This is a genomic window from Rhodococcus sp. HM1 (genome assembly GCF_023218075.1).
Classification (GTDB): Bacteria; Actinomycetota; Actinomycetes; order Mycobacteriales; family Mycobacteriaceae; genus Rhodococcus.
This window is the reverse complement of record NZ_JALPTB010000026.1, coordinates 23,111-39,819: the sequence shown is the minus strand read 5'-3', so window position 1 is coordinate 39,819 and position 16,709 is coordinate 23,111. Positions and strand designations below refer to the sequence as shown.

The 16,709-nt window shown below is 67.7% G+C and carries 14 protein-coding genes; 2 read left to right on the top strand and 12 right to left on the bottom strand.

The window, feature by feature from the left end; all coding sequences use genetic code 11:
* Window positions 1–66: 66 nt before the first annotated feature.
* Genes M1M07_RS15195 through otsB form a run of 3 tightly spaced genes read right to left on the bottom strand, consistent with a single transcriptional unit; the run spans window position 67 to window position 4,165 of the window.
* Window positions 67–870: an HAD-IA family hydrolase gene (locus tag M1M07_RS15195; protein WP_248674787.1), complete on the bottom strand. Its 804-nt coding sequence runs from the start codon at window positions 868–870 to the stop codon at window positions 67–69.
* The gene (locus tag M1M07_RS15190; protein WP_197251113.1) at window positions 867–3,317 is read right to left on the bottom strand and encodes a glycoside hydrolase family 65 protein; all 2,451 of its coding nucleotides are present in this window, start codon (window positions 3,315–3,317) and stop codon (window positions 867–869) included. Before M1M07_RS15190 ends, M1M07_RS15195 begins: the two co-directional genes overlap by 4 nt.
* 38 nt (window positions 3,318–3,355) lie before the next feature.
* Window positions 3,356–4,165 (bottom strand): trehalose-phosphatase, encoded by an 810-nt coding sequence (gene otsB, locus M1M07_RS15185; protein WP_197251114.1) that lies wholly within the window; start codon window positions 4,163–4,165, stop codon window positions 3,356–3,358.
* A gap of 321 nt (window positions 4,166–4,486) precedes the next feature.
* Here otsB and M1M07_RS15180 point away from each other — a divergent pair, with 321 nt between their 5' ends.
* Complete coding sequence (locus M1M07_RS15180; RefSeq protein ID WP_231610130.1) at window positions 4,487–5,896, top strand: DUF4185 domain-containing protein; 1,410 nt, start codon at window positions 4,487–4,489, stop codon at window positions 5,894–5,896.
* Here M1M07_RS15180 and aztD read toward each other — a convergent pair whose 3' ends face one another.
* The 3 genes from aztD to M1M07_RS15170 all read right to left on the bottom strand — a co-directional run bounded on the left by aztD (window position 5,897) and on the right by M1M07_RS15170 (window position 8,553).
* Window positions 5,897–7,126, bottom strand: a complete 1,230-nt coding sequence (aztD, locus tag M1M07_RS15175) for a zinc metallochaperone AztD (protein WP_248674786.1) — start codon at window positions 7,124–7,126, stop codon at window positions 5,897–5,899.
* Window positions 7,127–7,189: 63 nt separating this feature from the next.
* Window positions 7,190–7,318, bottom strand: a complete 129-nt coding sequence (locus tag M1M07_RS32765; protein WP_269437552.1) for a hypothetical protein — start codon at window positions 7,316–7,318, stop codon at window positions 7,190–7,192.
* On the bottom strand, window positions 7,315–8,553 hold the full coding sequence (locus M1M07_RS15170; protein ID WP_248674785.1) for a sodium:proton antiporter: 1,239 nt from the start codon (window positions 8,551–8,553) through the stop codon (window positions 7,315–7,317). The genes M1M07_RS32765 and M1M07_RS15170 overlap by 4 nt, the downstream gene beginning before the upstream one ends.
* A gap of 220 nt (window positions 8,554–8,773) precedes the next feature.
* Here M1M07_RS15170 and M1M07_RS15165 point away from each other — a divergent pair, with 220 nt between their 5' ends.
* Window positions 8,774–9,961 carry an AAA family ATPase gene (locus M1M07_RS15165; RefSeq protein ID WP_197251117.1) on the top strand — a complete coding sequence of 396 codons (1,188 nt, stop codon included), beginning with the start codon at window positions 8,774–8,776 and terminating at the stop codon, window positions 9,959–9,961.
* Here the strand turns inward: M1M07_RS15165 and M1M07_RS15160 are convergent.
* The 6 genes from M1M07_RS15160 to M1M07_RS15135 all read right to left on the bottom strand — a co-directional run bounded on the left by M1M07_RS15160 (window position 9,915) and on the right by M1M07_RS15135 (window position 16,708).
* The gene (locus tag M1M07_RS15160) at window positions 9,915–10,499 is read right to left on the bottom strand and encodes a sigma-70 family RNA polymerase sigma factor (protein WP_197251118.1); all 585 of its coding nucleotides are present in this window, start codon (window positions 10,497–10,499) and stop codon (window positions 9,915–9,917) included. The genes M1M07_RS15165 and M1M07_RS15160 overlap by 47 nt on opposite strands.
* An 80-nt stretch (window positions 10,500–10,579) precedes the next feature.
* A complete protein-coding gene (locus tag M1M07_RS15155; protein ID WP_248674784.1) occupies window positions 10,580–11,260 on the bottom strand; it encodes a nitroreductase in 681 nt (226 codons plus the stop codon).
* 71 nt (window positions 11,261–11,331) lie between these two features.
* Complete coding sequence (locus M1M07_RS15150) at window positions 11,332–12,495, bottom strand: alpha/beta fold hydrolase (protein ID WP_248674783.1); 1,164 nt, start codon at window positions 12,493–12,495, stop codon at window positions 11,332–11,334.
* Between the two features lie 176 nt (window positions 12,496–12,671).
* Window positions 12,672–13,892, bottom strand: coding sequence for a serine hydrolase (locus M1M07_RS15145; RefSeq protein ID WP_248674782.1), 1,221 nt, complete (start codon window positions 13,890–13,892; stop codon window positions 12,672–12,674).
* Window positions 13,893–14,261: 369 nt separating this feature from the next.
* Window positions 14,262–15,755 carry a 2Fe-2S iron-sulfur cluster-binding protein gene (locus M1M07_RS15140; protein WP_248674781.1) on the bottom strand — a complete coding sequence of 498 codons (1,494 nt, stop codon included), beginning with the start codon at window positions 15,753–15,755 and terminating at the stop codon, window positions 14,262–14,264.
* The gene (locus M1M07_RS15135; RefSeq protein WP_248674780.1) at window positions 15,752–16,708 is read right to left on the bottom strand and encodes an FAD:protein FMN transferase; all 957 of its coding nucleotides are present in this window, start codon (window positions 16,706–16,708) and stop codon (window positions 15,752–15,754) included. The genes M1M07_RS15140 and M1M07_RS15135 overlap by 4 nt, the downstream gene beginning before the upstream one ends.
* Between the last annotated feature and the right edge of the window lies 1 nt (window position 16,709).

Here is a 16,709-nt window from a genome sequence, read left to right as displayed (position 1 = left end):
GTTACACAATCGTTGTCATTGCGACGTGGCAGCAAGATTACCGTCGACTGCTCCGTTGCGTTGCCGTCATCGACTGCGGGTGGCGAGTTCCCCGTGCAGCAACCGGGTTCGATCGACGTCGTCCAGCGAGGTCACCACCAGGTCGGCGTGTGCCGCCACCAGGGCGTCTGCGTCGCCGGACCGGGCGACGCCGAGCGCCGCCATGTCGCCGGCTTTCGCGGCCAGAATTCCGCTGACCGCGTCCTCGACGACGAAGCACGATTCGGGCAAAACACCCAATTCACCTGCGGCGGTGAGGAATATCTCCGGATCCGGCTTGCCGCGGGCGAAGTCCCGTCCGGACAGATTCGCGTCGAAGACATCGAGAAGGGTGAAGCCGGACGCCGCGTCCGGGACACCCTCGAACTCGGCGAGCGAGATGCCGCGCAGGAACCGGTCGGCGTTCTTCGACGACGACGCCGCGGCGACGGGGATACCCGCGGCGCGCACGGCCAGGACGAACCGCACCGCGTCCGGATACGCCTCGAACGCGCGCTCGTCGATCAGGCGCACCAGCAGTTGCTGTTTGCGTTCCGCGTAGGTCGCGGTTCGTTCGGCGGCGTCCGGGACGTGGAAGTACTCGAGCGCGGCGCGCGCGCCGCTCAGGCGCGGCTTCCCCGACAACACCCGCTGATAGACCTGCGGGGTGAAGGCCTCCGGCGACCACGTGGTCGCGTCCCGGATGCCGGACCATTCACCGACCATCAGTTCGTGCAGGGCTCGTCGCCACGCCGCCTCGTGGGGGGAGTCGACGAGGACTCCGTCGACGTCGAATATCGCGCCGGCGAAACCGGTGCTTCCTGACGGCGGAGGCGTCGCCGCCGGGGTCACGATCGCACCCCGCGCGGTTGCCGGTTACTCGACGACCGCTGCGCGGGGAGGGTGAACACACAGCTGTCGCCCGGACCGAGTTCGTGTTCCTGTCCGTCGAGGGCCACCCGGATCGGGACGTGGAAGCCCACGGCCTGCGCGAGCACGGTCAGTTCTCCTCCGGAGATGCGCACCCGCAACGGTGTGCCGCGGAACCGGATCGAGAAGGACACGCCGTCGAGCCGGTCGACGAGCCGCGGCCGGAACACGAGGACACCGTTCTCGACGCGGGTTCCCACATAGGTGCGTTGCAGTACGTCGAGCGTCCCGGACATCACCCCCATGTGGATGCCTTCCTTGGTGGTGCCGCCCTGGAGGTCGCTGACGTCGCTCTCGAGCGCCAGCATGAAACGATTCCAGGAGCCGGGCGGGTCGAGGTCGGCGAGCACGGACGCGAACGTCACGTGGCTGAGTGTCGAACCGTGCGAGGTTCTTTCGTCGTAGTACTCGATGGTGCGTTCGACGAGATCCCGGTCGAACGGGTAACCGAGCCGCTCGAAGACCGGTTCGAGTTCCTCGTAGTCGAAGAGGTAGAACAGCATGACGGTGTCCGCCTGCTTCGCCATCTTGAACCGATTGGGATCTTCGCCCTCGGCGCGCAGGATCCGATCGAGGCGTCCGATGTCGGGGTAGGTGGCGCGGTACTGCTCCCAGTCGAGTTCCTCCAGTTCGTCGTATCCCTCGAACTGGCTGATCACTCCCATGTGAAACGGCACGAACATCTTTCGGCTCATGTCGTCCCACAGGCCCAGTTCCTCGTCGGTCACGGCGAGCCGGGCCAGCAGCGCGTGCCGCCGGATCGTGGACAGCGACTCGAGGATGGACGGGATCGTCGCCATCACCCACGCCACCATGACGTTCGTGTACGCGTTGTTGCGGAGTCCCGGTTCCGACAAGCCGGGGTAGTGTTCGTGGAACTCGTCCGGCCCCATCACACCGTGGATCTCGTACCGTTCCCGTTCGGGGTTCCAGTGCGCGATCGACGCCCAGAAGCGAGCGATCTCGAGCATGAGTTCGGCGCCGTAGTCGGCGAGGAACTCGGCGTCGTCGGTGACCTGATGGAAGCGCCACACGTTGTAGAAGATCGCCGCGTTGATGTGCCGCTGGTTGCGACTGTGATCCGGATCCCACTGTCCCGACAGGGGGTTGAGATGCACTTCCTGGGTTTCCTCGGTGCCGTCGCTGCCGCTCTGCCACGGGAACATCGCACCCCGGAATCCGGCATCCTGTGCAGCCCAACGTGCTTCGGTGAGACGGCGATACCGGTACAGGATCAGGCTTCGCGTCACCTCCGGCATCCGGAGATTGAGGAACGGGTAGACGTACATCTCGTCCCAGAAGACGTGGCCCCGGTACGCTTCACCGTTCAATCCGCGGGCCGGGACCCCGGCGTCGTGCCGTGCGGTGTGCCGCGAGCAGACCTGCAGCAGGTGCGCGACGTGCAGGCCCAGCAGGAGATGCGCGCGGGGTTCGCTGGGCAGCTGGACATCGCAGATGTCCCACAGTTCGTCCCATGCCGCCCAGTGCTCGGCGTACGCGGTGGCGAAATCCGGATACCGCAGCACGTGCCGGCCGGCCGCGGCCAGAGGTTCGGTGATGGCGTTGTCCCGAGAGGTGAACAGCGACACCATCTTCTCCACCCGCACCGGCTTCCGGCGTTCGACGTCGAAACAGAGCACCTGCTGGATGTAGTCCTCCATCTGGTAGAGGTCGCGTTCGACTTCGCACGGTTCCGCGCTGTCTCCCCGGAAGACCCGGGTGCGCGCAGCCTCGGCCACGTAGATGTCGGACTGCCGCGTCTGCACCCGCAGAGCGATGGTCTCGTCGCTGAACGTGCGTGGCGAGACGGGATCCAGGTGCCGGCCCTCGAGTTGCCGGTAGCGGGCGACGACGCGGTTGGTGACGCGACCGTCGAGGGCCGAGACCACTTCCACTCGCCCCGACCAGTTCTCGGGTGTGATGGTCCATTCGATCGCGGCCTGGTGGCTGTCGGCCATGCTGACGAACCGGCGGCTCCGCAGCGTCGTCTCCCGCCCGCAGTGGTCCCGGAAGGTCATCTCCCGCATCACGGTTGCCGAGCGGATGTCGTAGGTGTGGCGGTATCCGAGCAGGTCGATGTTGTCGAGCCGGATCGCGTCCTCGCCTTCGATGCGAAGTTTGAGAATCAGCCAGTTCGACACGTTGACGAGATCCTCGTTGAGGACCGGTCGCCCTCCCATGATCGTGGTCTCGCGGTTGTAGATGCCGTGAACGTATGTTCCGGGATAGTGGACGGGACTCATGTCCTCCCACTCGGCGGTGCCGCGCGTGCAGAAGAAGCCGTTGCCCGTGGAGGTCAGAGCCTCACGCAAACCCTCTGCGGCGCTGTCGAAACGATCGTAGTCCAGTCCGAAATCCGGAGATTGCACGGTGTTTCACCTCCCGAGTCACGCGACCTACCGGTGTGTCAGGTCAGGGTCGCCAGGAAACGTTCCACGTCGTCGACGGAGGCCAGTGCGTAGCGGGCCGCCGTGGTTCGATTCGCCACTTCCGGGTCGTCGGGGTCGCCGACGAGAATGCCGATCCCGCGGTCGCGCAACGCCTGGAATGCGTACTCGTCCGTGATGTCGTCGCCGAGGTAGAGCGGCACGATGTCGTCGCTGTCGAGACCGAGCACGTCGATGAGGTAGAGCACTGCCTTGCCCTTGTTCCAGTCGACGTTGGGGCCGAGTTCGTACACCATCTTCCCGGGCGTGAGCTTCAATTTGCCGGAGTAGGCATCCATCACGGTCTGCACCGTTGCCGAGATGCGGTCTCGGTCGGCGGGGTCGACCTGGCGATAGTGCACGGCAACCGAAGCGCGTTTGGGTTCGACGTGGGCACCGGGGACGTCGCGCGTGTCGTCGCGGAGTCGCGCGGTCACCTCCGAGACGAGGTCGGTGTACTGCTCGACGTACGTGTCGGAGAGCGCGCCCTGTGTCGGTGTCCAGATGTCGAAACCGTGACTGCCTGCGATCGTGAGGTCGTCGATGCCCATCAACTGCTGGGCGACGGTGCGGTCGCGGCCGGTGACGACGCACACCGGGACGCGGGTGGCGAGGTCGCGGACGACGGTGCGCATGTGCTCCGACATCACCGCGTCCTCGGGTCGCTCCACGATCGGGCTGAGAACGCCGTCGTAGTCGAGGAACACTGCCGGGCGGCGTCCGGCCAGTCGACCGGCGAGCTCGGGATTCCCGAGCGCCGGGGGGACGTCGCGCACGGTCGCGTCCTGCATTTCTGAGCACCTCCACGGGTCCTGTCGCGGTGACCCGGCCTTCATCGTCGCACGGATCCGCGGGGCAGCGTCGTGACTCCCGGCAGGGAGGATCGCCGAAACACCGCAGTATTCGGATATCTACCGTAGTGCCTAGAAACCGGTAGATATCCGAATGCGCGAGCGTGCCGCCGAGGCGTGCGCTGTCCTTCCCACGACACGCGTGTCGGCCGGACCTCTGCGCTGCACCGGCCCGGTGTCTGTGTCACGATCTCGTCCGTGAAGCGGGCGGTGGACAGGTGGTCGGGACGGAATCGGCGCGGGCTGCCGCTGGCGGCGGTGCTGGCGGCCGTCGTCGTCGCGACCGGGCAATCTGTCACCGCCTCGGCGGACGAACCGGACGGGCTACCGGGGACCGGGCCGTGCGCGACCGACACCTGGAAGCACGAGTCGCTGGTGCCGTCCGATCTGGACATCCCCGTGCCGTACCCGGTGATCACGACCGTGCCCTATCCGGCGCCGGAACCGGAGCCGGTACGCATCCAACCGGACTCCCTCCCGGCGGACCCGTGCACCGACCCGTGCCCGGACCTGACCGACGAGCCCGAGCGGACCCCGCCGTTGCTGCCCCGCATCGGACTGAAACCGACACCGTTCTACTTCGGCCTGCCCGTGCCCGGACCCGAGCCGGAGCCCCCCGCGCCCGAACCCGGAGGTGAGATCGCGCCGATCGAACCCGCCCCGCAGGTTCCGGCACCTCCGGTGCCGAACGTCGTGGACGTCACCACCGTTGCCAAGGAAACCGGTGCCGGCTCGATCAACCGGACCGACAAGCGCTGGCAGGTGCACGGCACCGATCTCGGCATCATGTGGGAGTCGGAGCCGGGAAGGATCGCCGTCGCATTCGGCGACACGGTCGGCAAGGGTTTCCACCCGCCGGGCGGACAGGGCGAGGACTGGCGCAGCAACGTCCTCGCGTTCAGTACCGACCGCGACCTCGCCGACGGCATGACGTTCGATTCGATGGTGCAGGACTCGCGCTGTCACGCGGCCGAGATTCTGAGCAGCCGCAAGCTCGACAACGTCGAGATCACCGTGATTCCCACCTCGGGGTTCGCGGTCGGATCGCGCCAGTACCTGACCTACATGTCGATCCGCACCTGGAACAGCATCCCCGCCACGTGGTGGACCAACCACGGCGGCATCGCCTACTCCGACGACGGCGGTTCGACCTGGACGAAGGACCCACATGCCCAGTGGGACAACATCTTCGGGGTGACGAACTTCCAGGTGGCGGCGGCGGTGCCCGCCGAAGGCTACGTGTATCTCTTCGGAACCCCGAACACACGCCTCGGATCGGTGGCGCTGGCCCGGGTACCCGAGGACCGGGTGCTCGAGCCCGACGCCTACCAGTACTGGAACAACGGAAACTGGACGCACGTGGGCGGTTACACCGCGGCCACACCGATCGTGCACGGCCCGGCCGCGGAATTGTCCGTGCGATACGACGCGGCCGCGGGCCGATGGCAGATGGCGTATCTGGACACGGCGAAGGCCGCGATCGTGCTGCGCGAGTCGGACACCCCGCAGGGGGCGTGGTCGGAGAGCGCCCGCCTAGTCGGGGTGGAGGAACACGTCGAACTGTACGGCGGGTTCCTCCACCCGTGGTCGACCGACGAAGACGTGTACTTCATGCTCTCGACCTGGTCCGACTACAACACCTTCCTGCTGCGCACCCGCATCGAGCGGTGATCAGGTTCCGCTGATCTCGTTGGGGGTTCGCGGCAGGGTGCCGGTGGTGATCGCGCCCGTGGTGAGATCGACGGCGTGCAGTTCGTCGTCGGCGGGGTCGGTGACGTATGCGGTGCCGCCCAGCACCTTCAGTGCGGGCCGCGGCTGCTGCCACTCGTCCGGTTCGGTCCACGGATCGACGACGGCGATCTTCCGGATCAGTTCTCCGGTGTGTTCGTCGACGACGTGCAGATTGCCGTCCGTGCCGAGCACCAGCGCCTCCCCGTCCGGTCCGCGACCGAGCGACCGGAAGGTGTAACTGGTACCGAGATCGACCAGCCGCAGGTCCGAGGTGACTGTGTCGACCAGCGCAATGCGTTCGGGCCGTTCGAGTTCGGCGTCCGGGTCGGTCTTGTAGTCGCCGAGCACGACATCGGAGTTCGCCGACCCGGCCTGGTTGCCGAGACGTGCATACGGATCGGGAGCGGTGACCTTGGTGATGGTTCCGCCCCGATAGACGAGCATCCCGTCCTCGCACCCGACGACGACCGCGTCGCGGGCGGTTGCTTCACCGTGAACACCCGGGCACTGTTCGTTGGCGGTGACCTCTGTGCCGGCGGCGTCGCGGACGGCGATTCCGTTTCGGGAGCCGCTGTTTCCGAGCGTGACGAGGAGACCGCCGTCGGCCAGCGGTACCGCGACACCGTGATGCGCCTCGGGCAGCGCGACCGTTTCGACGTCGGGGGTACCGTCGGCGAGTTCGGCCGGGTCGAACAGGTCGATGCGGCCGGTGCCGTCGTCGAACAGCGCGGTGCGGCCGGCGTGGGTGACGACATGTCCAGGTTTGTCGGCCGCGAATTCCGCTGTGGCCCAAGCTGGATCGCCGACGTAGTGATGTGCGTGGTCGCCGTGTGCCTCGGACCAACTGCCGGTATCCAGTGCCCGGAAGCCACCGGACGTCGTGACGAGCACGTGGCGCCCGTCGCCCGCGGCGTTGAGACGATTGAATCCGTCGACCGGAAGATCTGCGACGACGTCGAGGTTGGTGGCGTCGACGACGAGGATGCCGCCGTCGTAGGTGAGGGCCAATCGCGGCTGCGCCGAGGCGGTCTCGGCGGGGCCGTCCGATGCGGTGGTCTCGGAGGGTTGGTTCGACGAGCTGTCTGTGTCGGTCGACGAGCATCCCGCGAGCAGGGCGAGGGTGAGACCCGCGGACAGCGTGGCGACGACGGATCGGGGGAGTGGTTTCATGAGCACAGATCTACGCGTTAATGGAAACGAATGTCAAAGTCGAGTATGCGTATGCGTGCATTGTCAGTCGGGTTCTCCGGCGTCGGTCGGGGTCAGGCCGGGGACGCCGGGCAGGACGGGATAGGCGACCGGGCTGCGGGGTGTGGAGGCGAAGCTGCTGCGCACCCGAATCGAGCGGTGATCGGGCTTCACCGCGAAACCCGATTCTCCGGGCGTGGGTGGTCCTGGAACCACGTGGCGTAGCGGACGGCGAGCGGAGAGGCGGTGAGCCCGTGCGCCAGGACCGAGAGCGCGATCGTGATCACCGCGGTGGTCAGAAGTAGTTCCTCGTGGGGCAACTCACCCGGTTCCTCGACGATGAGGATGACGAAGACGATGGTGGCCAGGCCGCGAGGCCCGAACCAGCCGAGGAACGCAACGGTCGGCGCCCGCGGGTGCGTGCCGATCAGGGACAGTGCGACGGGGATCATCCGCACCACCGTCAGGCTCGCGACCGCGTATCCGAGCACTGCCCACGAGAGATGACCGAGGGCCGGGCCCAGCAGCACGGCGCCGAAGACGATGAAGGTGACCGCGCTGAACAGGTCACCGGCCTCGTCGATCATGCGCCCGGCGTTGCCGTCGTCGACGTCGGAGCGGCGCCGGAGTGCACCGAAGGTCAGTCCGCCGACGAACGCGGCGATGAACCCGGACCCGCCCAGCGGCACGGCGGCGGTGTAGGCGAGCAGGGCCGCGGTCACCGGCACGGTGTGTGCCCACAGCGGATCGAGGGTGTGTCGTCGGCCGGCGGTCACCAGGATCGCGGCGGCGAGTGCACCCGCTGCGGCCCCGGCGACGATCCCGTACCCGATCTGTTCGGCAACCAGACGGGCGGCCGCACCACCGCCGATCGTGCCTGCTTCGGCCTGCGCGATCGCGAGCACGACCAGGAACAACGGCACGCAGATACCGTCGTTGAGCCCGCTCTCCACGTTCAATCCCTGCCGTATCCGTGTCGGCAGCACGGGCAGGGTGACCACGGCCTGGCCGAGCGCGGCGTCGGTGGGGGCGAGGATCACCGCGAGGAGCATCGCCTCGGGCCACGAGAGGCCGGGGAGCACGATCGCGGCGGCACCGAATCCCGCGGCGATGGTCAGCGGCAGTCCGATCCCGAGAAGTCGTGCGGGCAAGGAGATCTCGGTGCGGAGTTCGGGGAGGTCGACGCGTGCGGCGTCGGAGAACAGCACCAGCGCCAAGGTCACCTCGGCCAGTAATTTGACGATCTCGGCGGTGACGTGCACGTCGACCGCACCGGCCGCCTCGACGCCGAGCAGGAGTCCGCTGACGGTGAAGACGATCGGAGCGGTGATCGGCGTGCCCTCCACTCGCCGGGAGATCGCCGCGAAACCGAGCAGGACTACGGCGATCGCGGGCAATGCCCAGGTCATCGCGGCTACCCCCTTACACCCTGTCACCGGCGCGCCGACCGGAGTGCCGGTCCGGTGTGTTTCGGAGGACCCTATTGTTCCCCGGCCGGGCCGGAGACGACGGCACTTCGTGGCTTCCCGCGGACCCGGCCGACGCGCGGCCGACGTCCGATCCGGAACCGCCGCGAATCACCGTTCGGATGAACGCGGAATCGCGCAGGCCTGTCGTTACCATCGACCGATGGACCCGGTCCGCAACCCGTATGCCCCGGGCGCGGGACAGCGCCCGCCCGAACTCGCCGGCCGCGACAGGCAGCTCTCGGCGTTCGAAGTGGTGCTCGAACGCATCGCGCGGGGCCGTCCGGAACGGAGCGTCGTGCTCACCGGGCTGCGCGGCGTCGGTAAGACCGTGCTGCTCAACCAGCTGCGCTCGGCCGCGATCGCCCGCAGCTGGGGAACCGGCAAGATCGAAGCGCGCCCCGACCAGGACCTGCGGCGACCGCTATCGTCGGCGCTGCACATGGCGGTGCGGGAGATCGCGGCGGCCCATCCGGACCGCGAGTCGGTCGACTACTTCCTCGGCGTCCTCAAATCGTTCGCGCTGCGCGCCACCGCGGACAAGGGCATGCGGGAACGCTGGCAGCCGGGGATCGACGCGCCCGCCGTCAAGGGTCGCGCGGATTCCGGGGACATCGAGATCGACCTGGTGGAACTGCTCGTCGACGCGTCCGGATTGGCCCGCGACGTCGGCGTGGGCATCGCGCTGTTCATCGACGAGATGCAGGACCTCGGCGCGGCCGACGTGTCGGCGATCTGCGGGGCCTGCCACGAACTGAGCCAGGATGCGGCACCGCTCATCGTCGTCGGCGCGGGCCTGCCGCACCTACCGGCAGTGCTGTCCGCGTCGAAGAGCTACTCGGAGCGGCTGTTCACCTATCACCGCATCGACCGCTTGGACCGTTCCGCCGCCGACCTCGCGCTCATCGCCCCCGCCGCGCGCGAGGACGTGGAATTCACGCAGGACGCGCTCGATGCCCTCTACGAAACAGCCGACGGATACCCGTACTTCGTGCAGGCCTACGGCAAGGCGACGTGGGACGTGGCAGCGGCGAGTCCGATCACCGCGGACGACGTGCGGGTCGCCGCGCCGGCGGCCGAGGAGGAACTCGCCGTCGGGTTCTTCGGATCCCGGTACGAACGCGCGACGCCCGCCGAACGGGAATACATGCGTGCGATGGCCGACCTGTCCGGCGACGACGGGCCCGTCGCCACGTCGAAGATCGCAGCGGAGCTCGGGCGGAAACCGGCGTCGCTGTCCCCGGCGAGGGACGGGCTCATCAAAAAGGGGCTGATCTACTCCGCCGAGCGGGGCTTCATCGGGTTCACCGTCCCGCACTTCGGACGGTATCTGCGCGCTCAATCCGATTGAGCTGCGCCCGAATACGATTCAGCGCCCGGTGCTGGGCGATGCGGACCGCGCCCGGTGTGGTGCCGAGCATCGCAGCGGTGCGTTCGGTGCTGTAGCCCTGCATGACCCGCAATTTCAGCACGAGCAGCTGCTGTTCGGGGAGCGTCGTCATGAGCTGCTGCGCGGCGGTGATCAACTCCTCGTCGAGTACGGCTTCCTCGGGGCCGGGGACCGTCACCTCGTGCACGTGTGGCACGGAACGGGCCGCCCCGCGGCGGGCGTCGGCGATCTTCCGGGTGGCGATACCGAAAGCGAAGCGCAGCACCGAGGTTCCCTGGTCGCGGTAACGGGGGAGCGCGCGGGTCAGCGCGAGGCACACCTCCTGGACGAGATCCTCGACCGGGGTGTGGGCGCGGGTGTGCGCGTCCATCCGTGCGTCGCAGAACCGCATCACGTGGGGATGGACCGAGCGCACCACCACACCCACGGCGTGCGGTTCACCCGCGACGGCCCGCGGAACCCAATTGCGGAGCAGGGCTTCGGTTTCGGTATCGGTCACGGTGGTTCCTCTCGGTGCGGGAATTCGACACCTCGAGCGTGCGCCTCCGTGGCCTCACGAAACAGCACCCCTGGGGGTGGTCAGTCCTCCACCCACCGCACGACGTCGTCGAGTTCGGCGCGGTCGGTCCGGCACGTGTTCGCCGGATGCGACTCGTCGGCGTAGCCGAACGAGACCGCGCACACGATGTCGCGCTCGTCGGAGATGTTCAGCTCCTTCCGGAGGGCTGTTGCCGTCATCGCGACCGCCGCCTGAGGTACGGCGGCGATCCCGAGGGACTGCGCGGCGAGCAGCAGAGTGGCGACGTAGCCGCCGCAGTCGACGGCGCCGTACGTTCCGAGCTGCTTGTCGCTGGTGATGATCGCGACGTGCGGGGCGCCGAATAACCGGTAGTTCTCGAGCATCTGCCGGGTACGCTCGGGGTAGTCGTCGCGGGCGATGCCGAGTGCGTTGTACAGGGCGTACCCCGCGTTGCGCCGGCGCTCGGCATACTCGCCGCGGTATTCGGCGGGGCCCGCGATGTCCGGGTCGAGAACCCCGGAGACGGCCTGCTCGTACGTCGCGGCGCGGAGCCGGTCGGTGGCATCACCGCTGGTCACGTGAACCTGCCACGGCTGCGAGTTGCACCACGACGGGGTGCGCTGCGCCATCCGCAGCATGCGTTCGATGTCCTCGCGTGGCACCTGCTTGGACAGGAACGCGCGGCAGCTGTACCGGGTGTCGAGCAGCGTCGACAGGATCGTCGCATCGTTGGCAGTCATAGGCCCCACGATCGCACACGGCGGGAGCTAGCGCTCGTTCAGGTCCTGGGTCCGGTATTGCGAAGAGAGCGTTACCGCCCACCTGCGACCATCGGGCGCTCGGCCTCTCGGGCGAGGCGCTCGAGGAACGGGACGACCCTCGACTCGAGCGCTGAGTTGTAGGCCTGCGGCCGCTGGATCGGATCGGCGTGCCCGGTGCCCGCGAGTCGCACCACCCGCAAGAAGCCCTGGGGTCCGCCGATGCGGTCGAACAGAACCTTCTGGGTGTAGTCCACATCGACGACCTCGTCATCGGTGCCGTGCCGGGGTCGAAGGAACACCACCGCCGGAGGTCGCCGGTCCTTCCGATGGGACGCAAGCACCCCGAGGTTGTCGAGCGCGCCGGAAGCCACGATCGCCTCGAATTGCGCCTCGATCAACCCGTTGCTGGCGGCATCGGTGGAGAAGATCTTGTCCTGGAGCACTTCGGTGACCGCTTCGACCAGCGCGCCGGGATCAACGGTGGGCAAGCGGTTCGGGCGCGTGACGAGATAGTGGTCTTTGCGGGCCGCGGTTTCGACCGCCAGGCGCAACGTGCGGCTTTCCCGTGCTCCGGGCAGCCAGCCCATCCAGCGCAGCAGATCTTCCCCGGTGTCTCGTGCATCGGCCCGCACCGCGTGCAGATCGATCGGCGTGCAGTCCAAGATCACGGCCAGCAGGTTCACCTCCGGATCGGTGACGACATGCTCGGCCACCTCGAGAGCGATGATGCCGCCCATGCTGTGTCCGACCAGCACGATCCGCTCCACCTCGGTGTGTTCGGCACGATCGAGGATCATCCGGGCGATCACGGCGGTGTCGAGGCCTGCGTTGTCGTACTGCACCCCCCACACCTGACCCAGCTCGGCCAATGCCGGAAGCGCGCGGGCGGTGTCGGTGGCGTCGAGATTGCCCAACCCGACCAGATCCACGACTGCGGTGGTCCGGTCGGCGGGCTCCGCAGCATCGAAGATCGGATGCAGGTACGGCTGGGTGTGGGCCAAACGGGCCCGTTCCGGTGCAACGTCATGGATCCAGTACTGCCCGTACAGCGTCAGCAGCGCCACGAGAACGAGGGTCAGCCACACCAAAGCTCGGCGCACACGCGCGAACCGCCTCCAACGGTGACCGAACCGAGTGCTGTGCAAAGCAGCTCGGCGACGCTCATCGCTCCAGTCTGTTACCGGACACGGTGCCAGAGGCAGATGATCGGTCATGCACTTCTCAGTGTAGTGATCTCGACTGGGGTGTCGCCCGAGTCTGCGACCGGCGAGCTGCGTCATCCACTCGACGACAGGGCGCTGCTGGGTGTGCGGGTGGTCAGGCACCGGACGCGATGTGCCGCAGCGCTGTTCGCCCCAGTACCGAAGAGCTGCCTGCGGCCGAGATCCGATCAGTAGAGCTCGTCGATCACCGCCTGCGAGAGGACGGCCGCGGTCGGCTGTCCGTCGGGTCCGGTCATCATGTTCGCCCAGGCGATCACGGTGAGATCGCGTTCCGGATCGTGTCCCATGAACGAGTTGTAGCCGGGAAGCTCCCCGCTGTGTCCGTACAGGCTGCCGTACTTCGCGATCCCCAGGCCGTAGGCGGCGCTGTCGGGGTTGGCAGGGTCGATCGAGATGACGCTGGCGAGACGCTCCTCCTGCATCCGGTCGTCCAGCAGCTCGCCGCCGACGAGTGCCTTCACGAAGCGGGCGAGGTCGTTGCTGGTGGAGATCCCCGCGCCGGCGACCCATCCCCAGGAGGGATTGATGTCGGTCACGTCGTTGGGTTGCAACGTTCCCGTGGCCGCCTCGGCAGCCTGCTCCGCCGGCAACACCCCGCCGGTGGCGACGAAGTCGGTGACCGTGCCGAAAAGGTAGCCCCGCGCGTGCTGCTCGGGGATCACATTGGATGTCCGGGCGGGCATCAGCGTGCGTTCCAAGCCGAGCGGCTCGAAGATACGTTCGTCGATTGCTTGCTCGACCGGTTCGCCGGTGAGCTGCTCGATGATCAGCCCGAGCAGGACCGTGTTGGCGTTCGAGTAGAGGTACCCCTCGCCGGGTGCGAAGGCGACCGGCTGAGCGAAAGAGAGTGCGAGGAGCTCATCCGGCGTCCAGACGCGGTCGGGCGTTTCGTCCATCGACCGGGCGATCTCGGGCAGGCCGCTGTAGTCCGCCAGGCCGCTGCGCATGTTCAGCAGCATCTCGATGGTGATGTCGTCGCCGTTGGGCACGTCGTCGCGATACTTCGAGACCGGGTCGTCGAGACTGAGCTTGCCCTCCTGGACGAGTTGCAGGACGATCGTGCCGGTCATGGGCTTGGTGTTGCTGCCGATGCGGAGCTGGTCGTCGAAGCCGATCGGCTCCTGCTCCGCGACCGTGCGCGAACCGAACGTGAGCAGGCAGTCGCCCAGCTCCGGCGAGAGCACCATGACGACCGCACCCGGTACGTTCATGCTGTCGGCGAGGCCGGCCAGGTCGGGTTCCATCTGCTGGCAGTAGGCCGGGACGGAGTCGGTCGATTCCGAGACCGGATCCGCGGCGTCGGTGGACGTGCAGCCGGCCAGGAGCATGCCGGGAAGTACGACGACCAACCCCACCGTCGCGGTGCGCAGCGAACCGAGCATGCCCATGTCGCCTCCGGTTGGGCCGACCCTACGCTTGGGCAAACCCTACCGCGTTGCCGACGCCGGCATACCCGTATTGCGTGTAGTGAGAGGGCGGGCGTGCGACGCGGACCGCGCGCTGGGCGACCTGCCGCAGCAGGGGATTCAGGTGCTGCGATGCAGCCAGGCGCAGCATCCGTGTATGCGACGCTGCAGACTTGACCGAAATCCGATACGCCGACGAAACACGCTCTGGCCAAGTGGATTTCGGCCGCTGCCGCTTGAAGAGTGGACCGCGCCTGGGACTGCTGGCCGGTCGATGCATCGGATGCAATGCGCAGCGGCTGATGCGCCGCTGGTGTGGGTGCCCGGACCTGGCTGCTGCGCCGCACCACGTTACAGGTCCAGGGTCAGCAGGGGGCTGCGGGAGCGGGATACGCAGGGATACATGATGTTCTGCGCGTTTCGTTCGGGAGTGAGCGGGAGCGCATCGAGGTGTTCGACGTGTCCGTTGATGATGTGTACGGCACATGCACCGCACACGCCCTCGCGGCAAGACGCGACGACCGGGATTTGAGCGTCTTCGAGGGCGTCGAGAAGTGTCTGGTGTTCCGTCACCTGAACGTGACGGCCACTGCGGGCGCACACGACTTCGAAGGGGCGACGTGAAGCGGTCGGCGTAGTCGATGCAGCGGTGAAGCGTTCGACGTGTAGGCGCGTGGCGGGGACGAGGGTCGTCACCTCGTTGGTCATCGATGCGGGGCCGCAGCAGTACACCGTGGCCGTGGTTCCGGCGAGAATGCGGGTCAGATCCGGACGCGTGCCGGTTTCGTTGCGGGCGAGGATGCTGACCTGTTCGGGCCATCGTCGCTCGAGTTCGTCGCAGAAGGCCATGGTCGTGCGGCTGCGTCCGACGTAGATCAGCCGCCACGACCGGTGTGCCGGTAGGGATTCGATCATCGTCTTGATCGGGGTGATGCCGATTCCTCCAGCGAGAAAGAGGTAGTCGCCCGCTGGTTCGAGACCGAAGTGGTTGTCCGGGCCGGACACGCCCACGACGGTGCCGGGAACGGCGTGATCGTGCACCCAGGCGCTGCCGCCACGTGAGTGCGGCATCCGGCGCACCGCGATGCGATAGCAGTTGCGCTCGGCCGGGTCACCGCACAACGAGTATCGGCGTTGCAGTCCGTTCGGCAGATGCACCGTCAGGTGGGCGCCGGGTTGCCACACCGGCAGTATGGTTCCGTCCGCCGGTGCCAGATCGAGCCCGACGATGTCGGCGGCCAGGGGGCGTACCGCGGTGATGGTCATCGGCCGGGGCATCGCCCGTGGTTGCGGCGTCGACGCGTCGGTGACTGGCCGCCCGGGGCCGGACAGGGTGCGCACCAACGCCGCCACCGTCGCCGAAACCAGCAGGATGAAGGCGACGAGCCGATATCCCCAGGTGCCGACGTCGGTGCCGGACCATCCGGCGTGGAAGGACACGAGCACCACGGCCCCGTAGCTGCCGTAGTGCAGCGCTTTCCACCATCGTCGAGGCAGTCGGGTGTGCAGCAGCGAGGATCCGTAGACGGCCAGCAGCAGGTAGAACGCCACGATGCCCAGAGCAACGGGCCCGGGCCGGTAGTCGGCGGCCAGCGGGACGAGTAGGTCGGTGACCGAGAACCGGGTCCAGGTGTCGAGCATGAGCGAGAGCAGGTGCAGTGCCGTCATGGTCAGGGCTGTGCCGCCGAGCCAGCGGTGCATCTCGTGCAGCCACACCGGATTGTCGACTGCCCGCAGGATGCGTGTCGACAGCAACACACCCCACAACGCCGAGATGGTCATCGTCACCCACGCGACCAGGGCGCTGGCACGGGTGACATACCACCACAGAGACGCGTCGTTCATTCGAACTCATTCCAGTTGACGGATCGGTGCTGCTGTCGGTCGGCGGTGAGCACCAGGGCGGCGGCGCTGAGGTGCGGGGCTCGGCGAACCAATCGGTCGGGTTCCCCAGTGAAGGCGAGCTTGGTCAGGGCTTCGGCCCGGGCTCCGTTTCCGGCCACGACCGTGGCTGTCACGGTCGAGGTGCGGGCGCTGATGCCGGTGGCCGGATCGATCAGGTGGTGGGCGCGACCCTTGCTGCCGGTCCATACGCGCACCAGGCGGCTCGAGGTGGCCACGGCTCCGGCGGTCAACCGCACCACGGTCACCAACGTGCCTGGAGTGAAGGGATCGTCGATGCCGACGGTCCAGGCATCCCCGTCGGGCGGCGTGCCGGCGACGACGAGATCTCCCCCTATTTCGGCGAGTACCCCCTCGGCGCCGTGGTCGAGGGCGAACTCGGTGAGCATGTCGGCGGCCAGTCCTTTGCCGAGTCCTCCTGGATCGAGGGTGGTGCCCCGGGGAAGCCGGACCTCGAGGCCGGCGATGTCGATCTCGGAGACCGCGCCCGGCCAGGTGGCGGTGTCGGGCAGGGTGGTGCGTCGGGTCGGATCGGTGCAGCTGGCGGCGTAACCGGCAGCAATCAGCTGAGGCAGGGTGGTGGGGTCGAAGGCACCGCCGGTCACCGCCCACGCCCGGATCAATTCGGTCACCAGACGCACGGTGTCGGGCCGCACCCGTACCGGGCGTCCTTGTGCCCAGTTCAGCCGCCAGACATCGCTGGTGTCGAGGAAACGGCTCCACGCCTGTTCGATTTCCGCAAGTCGCGCAAAACACAGGTCGGCCAGGTCGGATGGGCCGCCGACGACGGTGATCGCTGTGGTACCACCCATAGCGGGGCGGCGGTCGTGCCGCACGATCCCCGCCGTGGACGAGCCGCGGTCGCGGTGTTCGAAGGTCTTGGAATCGGGGGGCACT